The organism is Nocardia sp. NPDC058244, from assembly GCF_042882065.1.
GTDB lineage: Bacteria > Actinomycetota > Actinomycetes > Mycobacteriales > Mycobacteriaceae > Nocardia.
This window is the reverse complement of record NZ_JBHVWX010000017.1, coordinates 1-13,423: the sequence shown is the minus strand read 5'-3', so window position 1 is coordinate 13,423 and position 13,423 is coordinate 1. Positions and strand designations below refer to the sequence as shown.

The window sequence follows — 13,423 nt, the reverse complement described above, 5'->3', positions numbered from 1 at the left end:
CCCCAGAAAGGATTCGAGCCAGATGACGGTACTCGACTCGATTCTCGACGGGGTTCGGGCGGATGTTGCCGCTCGCGAAGCCCTCCTCGATTTTCAGGCGATCAAAGCCGCAGCGGCCGCCGCCAAGGCGCCGCTGAACGCGAGCGCCGCGTTGCACGAGGACGGGATCGGTGTCATCGCCGAGGTGAAGCGTGCCAGCCCCTCCAAGGGCGCGCTGGCCGACATCCCCGATCCGGCCGTCCTGGCCAAGGCCTACGAAGACGGTGGCGCGCGCATCATCAGCGTGCTCACCGAGGGCAGGCGGTTCGGTGGGTCGCTCGACGATCTCGATGCCGTCCGCGCCGCCGTGAACATCCCGGTCCTGCGCAAGGACTTCGTCATCGGCCCGTACCAGATCCACGAGGCCCGTGCCCACGGCGCCGACGTGATCCTGCTGATCGTGGCCGCGCTCGAGCAGGACGTGCTGTCCGCGCTGATCGACCGCACCGAATCCCTCGGCATGACCGCCCTGGTGGAGGTGCACACCGAGGAGGAGGCCGACCGCGCGCTGGAAGCGGGCGCGTCGGTGATCGGTGTCAACGCGCGCAACCTCAAGACCCTCGAGGTCGACCGCGACGTGTTCGCGCGGATCGCCCCCGGCCTGCCGTCGGAGGTCATCCGGGTGGCCGAGTCCGGCATCCGCGGCACCGCCGACCTGCTGGCCTACGCCGGCGCGGGCGCCGACGCGGTGCTCGTCGGCGAGGGCCTGGTGACCAGCGGAAACCCGCGGGCCGCGGTGTCCGAGCTGGTGACCGCCGGTACCCACCCGTCCTGCCCGAAGCCGGCCCGGCGGAGCATCCGGTGACCGCGCTGCCCCAGGCCAGCGCCGGTGTCGCCCAGCACAGCGACTACGAGCCCGACGCGGGCGGCCACTTCGGCGTCTACGGCGGACGGCACGTCCCCGAGGCGCTGATGGCGGTGATCGAGGAGGTCACCGCCGAGTACGACAAGGTCCGCACCGACCACACCTTCCTCGACGAGCTCGACCGGTTGCAGCGCGACTACACCGGCCGTCCGTCGCCGGTGTTCGAGTGCGCCAACCTGGCCCAGCACGCCGGCGGCGCGCGGATCTTCCTCAAGCGCGAGGACCTCAACCACACCGGCTCGCACAAGATCAACAACGTGCTCGGCCAGGCGCTGCTCGCCAAGCGGATGGGCAAGACCCGGGTCATCGCCGAGACCGGCGCGGGCCAGCACGGTGTGGCCACCGCGACCGCGTGCGCGCTGCTCGGTCTGGACTGCGTCATCTACATGGGCGCCGTCGACACCGCCCGCCAGGCGCTGAACGTGGCCAGGATGCGGTTGCTCGGCGCCGAGGTCGTCTCGGTGACCACCGGTTCGCAGACCCTCAAGGACGCCATCAACGAGGCGCTGCGCGACTGGGTCTCCAACGCCGACGACACCTACTACTGCTTCGGCACCGCCGCTGGCCCGCACCCGTTCCCGCTGATGGTGCGCGATTTCCAGCGCATCATCGGGATCGAGGCGCGCCAGCAGATCACCGAGCGCGTGGGCAGGCTGCCCGACGCGGTCGTGGCCTGCGTCGGCGGCGGCTCCAATGCCATCGGCATCTTCCACGCCTTCATCCCCGACGCGGGTGTGCGGCTGATCGGCTACGAGGCGGCCGGTGACGGCGTCGAGACCGGCAGGCACGCGGCCACCTTCACCGGCGGTACGCCCGGCGCGTTCCAGGGCGCGTACTCGTACCTGCTGCAGGACGAGGACGGCCAGACCATCGAGTCGCATTCGATCTCGGCCGGTCTGGACTACCCGGGCGTCGGCCCCGAGCACGCCCACCTCAAGGACATCGGGCGCGCGGAGTACGCGCCGATCACCGACACCGAGGCGATGGACGCGCTGCTGCTGCTGTCCCGCTCGGAGGGCATCATCCCGGCGATCGAGTCCGCGCACGCCGTGGCCGGCGCGCTGCAGCTCGGCAAGGCGCTCGGCGAGGGCGCGATCATCCTGGTCAACCTGTCCGGTCGCGGCGACAAGGACATGGACACCGCGGGTCGCTGGTTCAATCTGTTCGACGACGACGCCGCCGAGGAGAACGCTCAGTGAGTCAGCAGTCCCGTCTGGCCAACACCTTCGCCGCCGCGCGCGCGGAGAACCGGGCCGCCCTGATCGGCTACCTGCCCGCGGGCTACCCCGATCTGGCCGGTTCCATCGAGGTGTGCAAGGCCATGGTCGAATCCGGCTGTGACATCGTCGAAGTCGGCGTCGCGTACTCCGACCCGGTGATGGACGGACCCACCATCCAGGCCGCCGCCGAGCAGGCGCTGCGCGGTGGCGTCCGGGTGCGCGACGTGTTCTCCGTCGTCGAGGCGATCACCTCGGCCGGTGGGCAGGCCGTGGTGATGAGCTACTGGAACCCGGTGCTCCAGTACGGCGTCGACACCTTCTCCCGTGACCTGGCCGCGGCCGGTGGCGCCGGCATCATCACGCCGAACCTGATCCCGGACGAGGCCGACGACTGGTTCATCGCCTCGGCCACGCACAACCTGGATCGCATCTTCCTGGTCGCGCCGTCCTCGACCGAGGAGCGCCTGGTGAAGACACTCGAGGCCTCGCGCGGATTCATCTACGCCGCCTCGACCATGGGTGTGACCGGTGCGCGCGACGTGGTCTCCTCGGCCGCGCCCGCGCTGTGCGCCCGCGTCCGCGCGCATTCCGACATCCCGATCGGCGTCGGTCTGGGTGTCCGCTCGGGGGCCCAGGCCGCCGAGATCGCCGCCTACGCGGACGGCGTCATCGTCGGATCGGCGCTGGTCTCGGCCGCCGCCGAGGGTCTGGGCGCGGTCCGGGCGCTGACGTCGGAACTCGCCGACGGCGTACGGTCGGCGACCGTCAGCTCCTAGTGGTGCGCCGATGGGCCCGTCCGCCGACGCGCGGCCGGGCCCATCGGCTGTCACCGGCCCGGCATGTGCTGTCAGGGCCGCGGCAACGTGGCGGTACCGGATTCCACTAGCCTGGGGGCCGTGAACTCAGTCCTGGCCTACATACCGAGTCCGCCGCAGGGTGTCTGGCACCTCGGACCCTTCCCGCTCCGGGCGTACGCGCTGTTCATCATCCTCGGCATCGTCGTCGCCATCTGGTGGGGTGAGCGCCGGTGGCAACAGCGCGGCGGTCAGCAGGGCGCCGTCCTCGACGTCGCGATGTTCGCGGTGCCGTTCGGCCTGGTCGGCGGGCGGCTCTACCACGTGGCCACCGACTGGCAGAAGTACTTCGGCCCCGGCAAGCACCCGATCGAGGCGCTCTACATCTGGCAGGGCGGCCTCGGGATCTGGGGCGCGGTGTTCCTCGGCGGCATCGGCGCCTGGATCGGCTGCCGCGTCTACAAGATCCCGCTGCCCGCGTTCGGTGACGCCATCGCGCCCGCCGTGCTGCTCGCGCAGGCGATCGGCCGCCTCGGCAACTACTTCAACCAGGAGCTCTACGGCCGCACCACCGAGGTGCCGTGGGGCCTCGAGATCTACGAGCGGTTCGACCCGGAGACCGGCGCCAGGGACATGATGAACGGGGTCTCGACCGGGCGGGTGATCGAGGTCGTGCACCCGACGTTCCTGTACGAGCTCGTGTGGAACGTGCTGGTCGTCATCCTGCTGGTGCAGCTGGACAAGCGTTTCAAGATCGGCCACGGCCGCCTGTTCGCGCTCTACGTCGCCGGCTACAGCTTCGGCCGCTTCTTCGTCGAGCTGATGCGCAACGACGAGGCCACCCACATCCTCGGCATCCGGATCAACTCGTTCACCGCCGCGCTGGTCTTCCTCGCCGCCATGGCCTACTTCGCGCTGGCGACCAAGGGCCGCGAGACACCCGCGCAGCTGCAGCCCGGTGGTGAGCCGCGGCCGTGGCCGTGGCAGTTCTCGGCGCTGCGGGCCGCGGGCGCGGCCGACAACGCCGCCGCCGTCGACCTCGACAAGACCGCCGAGGCAACCGATTCCGCCGACGACCCGGCCGATCCCGCGGATTCCGCCGACGCGAAGCCGACCGGCGCCGCGCAGGACGATGCCGAGCAGGAGCCGGAGGCCGCCGAGGCAACGGCGACCGCGGAGCCGGAGCAGTCGGGCGCGAAAAAGGCCTGATCAGCGACCTCCAGCACGAAGTGAACGGGCGTCCGGCAACATTCCGGGCGCCCGTCGCGATATTGCGAACGAGTGTCGAGCGCAGTTCCGTGGGGCACCCGAGGAGACAACGGCCGGTCGGTATGACCACAATGACCGGTGATCGTCGGTGGCGCATCGCTGTTCGGCAGATCGCCACACCGGCCGGGGGCCACGACGGGTACCCGCACGAATGATGGAGGACATGAGTGACCGACCCCTACAACCCCAATCCCCAGTACGGGCCCGACCTGAACAAGCAGCCCGACTCCGGCTCGCACTCGCAGCCGCAGTACGGTCAGCCCGCCTACGGCCAGCCGTCCGATCCGTACGCCCAGCAGCCCGGGTACGGGCAGCAGCAGCCGCAGCCGGGATACGGCCAGCCGCAGTACGGCCAGCCGCAGCCGCAGTACGGTCAGCCGGCCGACCCGTACGCCCAGCCGCAGCCCGCCTACGGCGCCGCGCCCTACGGCGGCATGCCGCAGGGCTACAACCCGGCCGACCCGGAAGCGCCGTACGGCCGTGACATGTACGGCGTGCCGTTCTCGGACAAGCAGAAGCTGATGGCGGGCCTGCTGGAGATCTTCCTCGGCAGCTTCGGCGTCGGCCGCTTCTACCTGGGCTACACCGGTCTGGGTATCGCCCAGATCGCGGTGGTCTGGCTGACCTGTGGCATCGGCGCCATCTGGCCGCTGATCGACGGCATCATGATGCTCACCGGCAAGGTGCCCGACGCGCAGGGCCGCCCGCTGCGCGACTGATCGCCCGCCACGCACCACGAACGGGTGCTCCGCGTCTCGCGGAGTACCCGTTTCGCGTTTCCCGGCCGGGATTGCGATCACCGTGAGCGATACTCTGTGTCGGTCCAGGGCGGCGCCGTAGCGTCGCTTGGCCTGCGCGTGCCCGATGCGCGCAGCGGAGAAAGGGATGTCCGTGCGCAAACTGCTTGCCGCCGCCGTACTCGCCGTCGTCGCCGCGACGGGCCTGTCGGCCTGCTCGTCCGACGCCGACCCGAACGTGCTGAAAGTCGGTACCGAGGGCACGTACGCGCCGTTCAGCTACCAGGAGAACGGCACCCTCACCGGCTACGACGTCGAGGTCGCGCGGGCGGTCGGTGAGAAGCTCGGCAAGCGGGTGGAATTCGTGCAGACGCCCTGGGACTCGATCTTCGCCGGACTGGAGTCCAAGCGCTTCGACCTGGTCGCCAATCAGGTGACCGTCAACCCCGAGCGCGCCGCCAAGTACTCCCTGTCGCAGCCCTACACGACCTCCGAGGGCGTGATCGTCACCAAGGCCGACAACACCACCATCACCTCGCTGGCCGACCTGTCGGGCAAGACCACCGCGCAGTCGGCCACCAGCAACTGGGGCAAGGTCGCCGCGGCCGCCGGCGCGAAAGTCGAAGCGGTGGAAGGGTTCGTGCAGGCGGTGCAGCTGCTGAAGGCGGGCCGCGTCGACGCGACCGTCAACGACACCCTCGCCGTCGGCGAGTACACCAAGAAGACCGGCGACACCGGCATCAAGATCGCCGGCAAGACCGGCGAGACCAGCAAGCAGGCGCTGGCCGCCCGCAAGGACGACGCCGCGCTGATCGCCGACATCGACGCCGCGCTCGCGCAGCTGCGCGCCGACGGCACGCTGACCAGGCTGTCGGAGAAGTACTTCGGCACCGACGTCAGCAAATAGCGGATGGATCCCGCGACCAGGGAGCTGATCTGGCACAACCTGTGGCCGATGCTGAAGGCCACGCTGACCGCGACGCTGCCGCTGACGGCGATCAGTTTCGTCATCGGCCTGGCGATCGCGGTCGGCGTCGCGCTGGCCAGGATGTCGTCGAAGCGGGTGCTGTCGCTGCCCGCCCGCTTCTACATCTCGATCATCCGCGGCACCCCGCTGCTGGTGCAGTTGTTCATCGTGTTCTACGCGCTGCCGCAGTTCGGCATCGTCATCGACCCGTTCCCGGCCGCGGTGATCGCCTTCAGCCTCAATGTCGGCGGCTACGCCGCGGAGGTGGTGCGCTCGGCGATCATGAGCGTCGCCCACGGGCAGTGGGAGGCGGCCGAGTCGCTGGGCATGACCTACCCGCAGACGCTCTGGTACGTCGTGTTCCCGCAGGCGTCCCGGATCGCGGTGCCGCCGCTGTCGAACACGCTCATCTCCTTGGTCAAGGACACCTCGCTCGCCTCGACCATCCTGGTCACCGAGCTGCTGCGCACCGCCCAGCTGGCCGCCGCGCCCACCTTCGACTTCTTCGCCCTCTACGGCGTCGCGGCCGTCTACTACTGGGTGATCTGCCTGATCCTCGGCTTCTTCCAGACCCGCCTGGAAACGCGGCTGTCGAGGCACGTCGCCGTTCGGTGACAACTGATTTCGTGAACACATGGGTAACTCGCCGGGAACGCCCGGCCCATGCCCCGCCGATATCCGCCGGTCCGGTCGAGTAGGGGCCTTGCACCCTCCGACCGGCAAAGTACGCGGGGAGGCGGGACAGTACTAGGCTTGCCGGTGTGATGCGACGGACGAAGATTGTGTGCACCCTCGGACCGGCTACGGCCACCCAGGACCGTATTCGTGAGCTCGTCGAAAGCGGCATGGACGTCGCGCGGCTGAACTTCAGCCACGGCGAACACGCCGACCACGCCGACAACTACAAGATGGTCCGCGCGGCCTCGGACGAGACCGGCCGCGCGGTCGGCATCCTCGCCGACCTGCAGGGCCCCAAGATCCGCCTCGGCCGGTTCACCGACGGCCGGACCACCTGGGCCAACGGCGAGCAGGTCCGGATCACCGTCGACGAGGTCGACGGCACCCACGACCGGGTCTCCACCACCTACAAGCAGCTCGCGCAGGACGCCAAGGCCGGTGACCGCCTGCTCGTCGACGACGGCAAGGTCGGCCTGACGGTCGAGAGCATCGACGGCAACGACGTCGTCTGCCGGGTCACCGAGGGTGGCCCCGTGAGCAACAACAAGGGCCTGTCGCTGCCCGGCATGGACGTGTCGGTGCCCGCCCTGTCCGAGAAGGACATCGAGGACCTCGAGTTCGCCCTGAAGCTGGGCGTCGACTTCATCGCGCTGTCGTTCGTGCGCTCGCCGTCCGACATCGAGCTCGTGCACGACATCATGGACAAGGTCGGCCGCCGGGTGCCGGTCATCGCCAAGCTGGAGAAGCCGGAGGCGATCGACAACCTCGAGGCCATCGTGCTCGCCTTCGACGCGGTCATGGTCGCCCGTGGTGACCTGGGTGTCGAGCTGCCGCTCGAGCAGGTGCCGCTGGTGCAGAAGCGGGCCATCCAGATGGCGCGCGAGAACGCCAAGCCGGTCATCGTCGCGACCCAGATGCTGGAGTCGATGATCGAGAACTCCCGCCCGACCCGCGCCGAGGCCTCCGACGTCGCCAACGCGGTGCTCGACGGCGCCGACGCGGTGATGCTCTCGGGCGAGACCTCGGTCGGCGCCTGGCCGATCGACGCCGTGCGCACCATGAGCCGCATCGTCACCGCGGTGGAGTCCGAGACCAACCGGGTCCCTCCGCTGACCCACGTGCCCCGCACCAAGCGCGGCGTCATCTCCTACGCGGCCCGCGACATCGGCGAGCGGCTCAACGCCAAGGCGCTGGTGGCCTTCACCCAGTCCGGTGACACCGTGCGCCGCCTGGCCCGGCTGCACACCCCGCTGCCGCTGCTGGCGTTCACCCCGCTGCCGGAGGTGCGCAGCCAGCTTACGCTGACCTGGGGCACCGAGACCTTCATCGTGCCGATGGTGGACAGCACCGACGCGATGATCCATCAGGTCGACCAGGCGCTGCTGTCGATGGATCGGTACCGCAAGGGTGACCTGGTGGTCATCGTCGCCGGTTCCCCGCCGGGTACCGTCGGTTCCACCAACCTGATCCACGTTCATCGCATCGGCGAGGAGGACCACTAGTCGTGAGTAGTTCGGCAGGCGGATCGACCGAGGTGGAGACAGTGCACGACGAGCAGTCACCCGATCTGCGGGTGCTGCTCGACCTGCTCGACCTCGAGCCGATCGGTGAAGACGTCTTCCTCGGCAACCATCCCGAGAAGGTGTGGAGCCGCACCTTCGGCGGGCAGCTGGTGTCGCAGGCGATCGTCGCTGCCGGACGCACCGCCGGGGAGCGGCCGCTGCACGCGATCAACGCGCACTTCGTGCGCGGCGGCGACGTGAAGAAGCCGATCGAATACCACGTGCAGCGGCATCGCGACGGCCGCGCGCTCGCGAACCGGACGGTCACCGCCAGCCAGGACGGCCAGGAGCTGTTCGTCATGCTGGCGGCCTTCCAGGACTGGGGCAAGGGCCTCGAGCACGCCCACGAGGGCCCCCAGGTGCCCGATCCGGAGACGCTGCCCCGGATCGAGGAGAGCTTCGCCGGCTTCGAGGACAAGCTGGAGATGTTCATCAACGCGCCGCACCCGATCGACATGCGCTACACCAACGATCCGGCGTGGATCCTCAAGGGCACCGGCGAGAAGCTCAACCACAACCGCGTGTGGATGCGCACCGACGGCACGCTGCCCGACGATCCGCTGCTGCACGTGGCCGCCCTCGGCTACTCCTCGGACACCACGGTGCTGGATTCGATCATCACCACGCACGGTTTGTCGTGGGGCCTGGACCGGATTCTCGCGGCGACGGTGAACCACTCGATCTGGTTCCATCGCCCGTTCCGCTTCGACGACTGGACGCTCTACGCGACCGAGTCACCGGTGGCCGCCGGTTCTCGCGGACTGGCGACGGGCCGGTTCTATTCGCGCAGTGGCGAACTGCTCGCCACCACCGTCCAGGAAGGCGTCATCCGGCACTTCCCGGCCCGCTGAGCGGGGTCAGCGCCGCTCGACGTCGAGTTCCCATTCGAGGTCGGTGCGCTGATCCGCGCGCAGGACGAAGGGTACGGCGTGGCTGGCCGCGCCGTACACCGCCAGGGCCAGCCCGTGCTCGAGGTCGGCGATATCGGCATCGGTGAGATCGGCCGGATCGCCGACCAGGCTCAGCGCGATCTCGAACGCCGCCTCGGTTTCCGGCGCCGTATCGGGATGCGTTGCGCGCCACTGTGATTCGAGTTCCCGATGGAGCGGATCGGCGGCGTCGACCGGCAGGGTGAATCGCCAGGCGAAGGCCTCACGGTCCTGGAGGTGGTCGTCGAGAACCGTCCGCACGCTGGCGACGATGCGGTCGAGGATTTCCGGGGTCACATACACATGGAGCGAAACATCCGAAATGCGTTTCGGCAAGTCTCCAGTCCTGTCGTGTCGAACCTGCAAGGGGAACTTCCACGTCCGCCGAAGTCTAGACCGTCGGCGGCCCGGCGAACAGCCTTGCGCTCAGCGTCTGCGCTGCGCGGCCAGAAACGCCGAGAGCGGCCGGGCCGGGGCGGGTTCGATGACCAGCCCGGGGCGCGCGTCCTCGCTGAGCTTGGCCTGCTCGTGCGGTGCCAGCGCGGCCAGCAGCGGGAACAGCAGCTCGGCGATCCGGTCGCCGACCTCGAGAAACGCCTCGGGGGACAGCCCGATCGGGTCGGCGATGTTCTCCCGGCCGACGTAGGCCAGGTCGTTGCGGGCCTGGTGCAGCGCGGCAATGGATTTCGCGCCGGTGACCTTGGCGATCCGGTGCGCCTCGCCGAGGGTGAAGGTGCGCGGCGCGGCGCCGAAGGCCAGCTCGCTGACCTGGTCGCGCAGTGATTCGGTCATCGCCAGCACCAGATCGGCGCGATCGACCATCTCGGGCTTGAGCTTTCGGGCCTTGAAACCGGTGGGGTCGCCGCCGAGGCCGGCGACGGTCTCCGCCGCCATCGGTTCGGGGGGAAACCCGACCAGGGCGCGGGTGCCCGCGCTCTCCGCGGTCAGGCCGGCCAGGCCGTTGTCCGTCGCGAACGCCCGGGTGAGCCGTTCGGCGATCACCGACCGGCAGACATTGGAGTTGCAGACGAACAGCACGTGCATACCGACACCGTAATCGGGTCGATTGTCGCGCAGAAGGCCGGAATTGTAACCATCACAGGCGCGGTGCTACTTATTCACCTCTCGGTTGAATGCTGTACACGAATCGCAATGCGCAAATCCGTTGTGTGTGACCGTGATACCCGCGAGATATGGTCCGGAAACCTCCCGATGATATGTGTCGACCATCACTCTTTCGCGTCGTAATAATTCGATTCGGTAATAACCGGCGGCACGGTGGGTGGCGCGCCGTGTACCCGCCCCCGGGTGGAGAACATCCGGCCGCGCGCCGGGACGGTGGGCGCGAAGGCGGCCAGGCCGGTCGGCTTGGTCATGTCGTCGTAGACGGCGTCGATGCCGCCGCGCCGGAAGTACGCCTCGTGCCAGAAGCCGGTGCCGCCGGAATCGCGCAGGAACTCCCGCCACCACTGCCGGTGCGGGTCCGAGCGGGTCCAGCGCTCGAGCGAGTCCAGGTCGCGCCAGTACTGCCGGGCGCCCCAGTGCGGCGGCAGCATCGACCAGACCACGTCTTCGTGCAGGATCAGGCCGTCGGGGCGGTCGGCGTGCGAGCGGTAGAGCTTGGGCCCGACGCCGAGCAGGCGCAGCATCCCGCGCGGGGTGCGCACGCGCATACCCAGCAGGATCATCACCAGGTCGGGGTAGGCGTCCAGATCCACCGTCATCCTGTTCACCCGCATGTCCGCGCCCTTCTGTCGTGCCCGCTCTCCCGGTACTACGACGTGGGCGTTCCCCCGGTTCGACCGGCGGTTCGCGTCCCGGCGCGCCGAGACGCTATAGTGACCGCGGTGCGCCGGGTTGGCGGAACTGGCAGACGCGACGGTCTCAAAAACCGTTGTCCGAAAGGACGTGTGGGTTCGAGTCCCACACTCGGCACCACGGCGGAAGCGCGGCATCGGCCGCGCTCCGCGGGGGAGTATCGGTCGCGGGGTGTGCGCGACGTCTCCGCGCTTGCGTTCACCGGCGGTTTCCGACCGCTCAATGCATTCTGTGCGGAAGCGAAAGGTACTCTTTACATCACTCGGTCACCCACGACGGGTTTTTCGGCCGGCTCGCCCGGTGCCGTCGTCTGTCGTGGTGTGATCGACAGGCATCGGAATCCAGAGGGGTCGAACCTATGAGCACGAATGCAGGGGGCGCTGGCGCCACGCGTGAGGCCGCGGCCAAGCGTGTCGTCGTCGCCGAGGACGAGGCCCTCATCCGGATGGATCTCGTGGAGATGCTCAAGGAAGAGGGCTACGAGGTAGTCGGTGAAGCGGGCGACGGGCAGCAGGCCGTCGAGCTCGCCGAGGAGCTGCGCCCCGATCTGGTCATCATGGACGTCAAGATGCCGCGCCGCGACGGGATCGACGCTGCCGCCGAGATCGCGTCGAAACGTGTTGCGCCCGTGGTGATCCTGACCGCGTTCAGTCAGCGCGACCTGGTCGAGCGGGCCCGCGACGCGGGCGCCATGGCCTATCTGGTCAAGCCGTTCACCAAATCCGATCTGGTGCCCGCGATCGAACTCGCGGCGAGCCGTTTCCACGAAATCACCGCGCTGGAAACAGAAGTCGCGAATCTGTCGGATCGTTTGGAGACGCGCAAACTGGTCGAGCGCGCCAAGGGTGTGCTCATGCAGACCCAGGGTCTGTCCGAGCCGCAGGCGTTCAAATGGATTCAGCGCACCGCGATGGATCGCCGGACGACGATGAAGGCGGTCGCCGAAGTCGTGCTGGAGAACCTCACCCCGCAGTGAGCTGGAACGCGTCGCTCCGTGTCTCGCGTCGAAAGCCGAAAAACTTTACGTAAGCGAAACAATAATGTGAACTACGACTGGACACGGAGCGTCCGACATGATGCGAATGTGATGCGGATCTAACAAACCGACGATATGTTCTGTCCGGGCTGAACGTGGTCGGCCCCCTCGGTGACCCCGGGGAGCACAGGACATAGAGGTGAGACGTGCTCAGTTCGACATGGCGCAGTCGTTCGACGCGAGGAGTTCTGGTAATCGGAGCTGCCGCGTCGTTGGTGTTGTCCGGATGCAGCGACAAGTCGTCCGACGGCGGCGGTGGCGGCAACACCGATCTCTCCATCCAGCCGGTCGTGCAGCTCGATACCCAGGGTAAGGCTGTCGCGGCGACCGACGCGGGCACCGCCGCCGACCCGGCGGGCGACGGCAAGGCCAAGTGCGCGCCCCAGACCATCGCGATGGCGGGCCCGCTGACCGGCGGCAACGCCGCGCTCGGCATCAACATCATCGACGGCGTCAAGCTCGCCCTCGACAAGCACAACAAGGCCAACCCCGACTGTCAGGTCTCGGTCAAGCAGTTCGACACCGAGGGCAAGCCGCAGATCGCGAGCCAGGTGATCCCGACGATCGTCAGTGATCCCAGCATCGTGGCGCTGGTCGGCCCGACCTTCTCGGGCGAGACCAAGGCGACCGGCCAGATCCTCAGCGAGGCGGGCATGCCCACGCTGACCGCCTCGGCCACCAACCCGACCCTGACCCAGAACGGCTGGAAGACCTTCTTCCGCGGCCTGGGCAACGACAACTCGCAGGGCCCGGCCGTCGCCAACTACCTGACCGGCGAGAAGGGCTACAAGAAGATCTGCGTCGTGCAGGACAACACCGACTACGGTGCCGGTCTGGCGCAGGCGTTCATCACCGCCGCGGGCCCGGCCGCCGACGCCTCCTGCGCGGTCAGCGTCAAGGAAGGTGACAAGGACTTCTCGGCCGCGGTGTCGAAGCTGTCCGCCGCCAAGCCCGACGCCATCTTCTACGCCGGCTACTACGCCGAGGCCGCGCCGTTCGTGCAGCAGCTGCGGTCCGGCGGCGTGACCGCGGCCTTCGTCTCCGCCGACGGCAGCAACGATCCCGAGTTCGTCCGGCAGGCCGGTAGCTCGTCCAAGGGCGCGCTGCTCTCCTGCCCGTGCAGCCCGGCGCCGGAGAAGTTCGCGACCGAGTACAAGGCGCTCAACGGCCAGGCGCCCGGCGTCTACTCCGTCGAGGGCTACGACCTGACCACGATCCTGCTCAAGGGCATCGACTCGGGCAAGGTGACCCGCGCCGAGCTCGTGGACTACGTCCGTAACTACAACGGCACCGGCGTCGCCCGCCAGTACAAGTGGGGCGAGACCGGCGAGCTGGCCAACATCCAGATCTGGATGTACGAGGTCAAGTAGTCCCCACGAAAGCGTGTAGCGGTGGGGGGGGGGGGGGGGGGGGCCCCCCCCCCCCCCCCCCCCGGGGAAAAATGAAATAATGGAGTAGGGGGGGGGGTTGGCGGGTGTGGGGGGGGGGGGTGGGTTTTAAAAAATAAGG

At 68.7% G+C, this 13,423-nt stretch carries 14 protein-coding genes and 1 tRNA gene; 12 read left to right on the top strand and 3 right to left on the bottom strand.

Going from position 1 to position 13,423, the window contains the following annotated elements:
- Positions 1-22 precede the first annotated feature (22 nt).
- From trpC to ACFVW6_RS34035, 9 genes are all read left to right on the top strand, one after another.
- On the top strand, positions 23-844 hold the full coding sequence (gene trpC / locus ACFVW6_RS34075) for an indole-3-glycerol phosphate synthase TrpC (RefSeq protein WP_355283315.1): 822 nt from the start codon (positions 23-25) through the stop codon (positions 842-844).
- Complete coding sequence (gene trpB, locus ACFVW6_RS34070; protein WP_378832639.1) at positions 841-2,103, top strand: tryptophan synthase subunit beta; 1,263 nt, start codon at positions 841-843, stop codon at positions 2,101-2,103. Before trpC ends, trpB begins: the two co-directional genes overlap by 4 nt.
- A complete protein-coding gene (gene trpA / locus ACFVW6_RS34065; RefSeq protein WP_378832642.1) occupies positions 2,100-2,900 on the top strand; it encodes a tryptophan synthase subunit alpha in 801 nt (266 codons plus the stop codon). The genes trpB and trpA overlap by 4 nt, the downstream gene beginning before the upstream one ends.
- 111 nt (positions 2,901-3,011) lie before the next feature.
- Entirely contained in the window at positions 3,012-4,127 is a 1,116-nt protein-coding gene (gene lgt / locus ACFVW6_RS34060) for a prolipoprotein diacylglyceryl transferase (protein WP_378832915.1), read from the top strand.
- Positions 4,128-4,354: 227 nt separating this feature from the next.
- Positions 4,355-4,906, top strand: a complete 552-nt coding sequence (locus ACFVW6_RS34055; RefSeq protein WP_355283323.1) for a TM2 domain-containing protein — start codon at positions 4,355-4,357, stop codon at positions 4,904-4,906.
- Between the two features lie 172 nt (positions 4,907-5,078).
- Positions 5,079-5,831 (top strand): transporter substrate-binding domain-containing protein, encoded by a 753-nt coding sequence (locus ACFVW6_RS34050; RefSeq protein WP_355283344.1) that lies wholly within the window; start codon positions 5,079-5,081, stop codon positions 5,829-5,831.
- Between the two features lie 3 nt (positions 5,832-5,834).
- On the top strand, positions 5,835-6,506 hold the full coding sequence (locus ACFVW6_RS34045) for an amino acid ABC transporter permease (RefSeq protein WP_355283326.1): 672 nt from the start codon (positions 5,835-5,837) through the stop codon (positions 6,504-6,506).
- 146 nt (positions 6,507-6,652) lie between these two features.
- A complete protein-coding gene (gene pyk / locus ACFVW6_RS34040; protein ID WP_355283328.1) occupies positions 6,653-8,071 on the top strand; it encodes a pyruvate kinase in 1,419 nt (472 codons plus the stop codon).
- 41 nt (positions 8,072-8,112) lie between these two features.
- Complete coding sequence (locus tag ACFVW6_RS34035; protein WP_357350907.1) at positions 8,113-8,982, top strand: acyl-CoA thioesterase II; 870 nt, start codon at positions 8,113-8,115, stop codon at positions 8,980-8,982.
- 6 nt (positions 8,983-8,988) lie between these two features.
- Here the strand turns inward: ACFVW6_RS34035 and ACFVW6_RS34030 are convergent, their stop codons facing one another.
- The 3 genes from ACFVW6_RS34030 to ACFVW6_RS34020 all read right to left on the bottom strand — a co-directional run bounded on the left by ACFVW6_RS34030 (position 8,989) and on the right by ACFVW6_RS34020 (position 10,799).
- Positions 8,989-9,357 (bottom strand): hypothetical protein, encoded by a 369-nt coding sequence (locus tag ACFVW6_RS34030; protein ID WP_378832646.1) that lies wholly within the window; start codon positions 9,355-9,357, stop codon positions 8,989-8,991.
- Between the two features lie 129 nt (positions 9,358-9,486).
- Positions 9,487-10,104: a low molecular weight phosphatase family protein gene (locus ACFVW6_RS34025; RefSeq protein ID WP_355283333.1), complete on the bottom strand. Its 618-nt coding sequence runs from the start codon at positions 10,102-10,104 to the stop codon at positions 9,487-9,489.
- Between the two features lie 185 nt (positions 10,105-10,289).
- Positions 10,290-10,799 carry a monooxygenase family protein gene (locus ACFVW6_RS34020; protein WP_378832649.1) on the bottom strand — a complete coding sequence of 170 codons (510 nt, stop codon included), beginning with the start codon at positions 10,797-10,799 and terminating at the stop codon, positions 10,290-10,292.
- Between the two features lie 112 nt (positions 10,800-10,911).
- Between ACFVW6_RS34020 and ACFVW6_RS34015 the strand changes: the two genes are divergently transcribed.
- From ACFVW6_RS34015 to ACFVW6_RS34005, 3 genes are all read left to right on the top strand, one after another.
- A tRNA-Leu gene (locus tag ACFVW6_RS34015) sits at positions 10,912-10,998 on the top strand.
- Positions 10,999-11,236: 238 nt separating this feature from the next.
- Positions 11,237-11,854, top strand: coding sequence for an ANTAR domain-containing response regulator (locus ACFVW6_RS34010; RefSeq protein ID WP_218716853.1), 618 nt, complete (start codon positions 11,237-11,239; stop codon positions 11,852-11,854).
- Between the two features lie 272 nt (positions 11,855-12,126).
- Positions 12,127-13,284, top strand: coding sequence for a branched-chain amino acid ABC transporter substrate-binding protein (locus ACFVW6_RS34005; protein WP_365016111.1), 1,158 nt, complete (start codon positions 12,127-12,129; stop codon positions 13,282-13,284).
- Positions 13,285-13,423 lie beyond the last annotated feature (139 nt).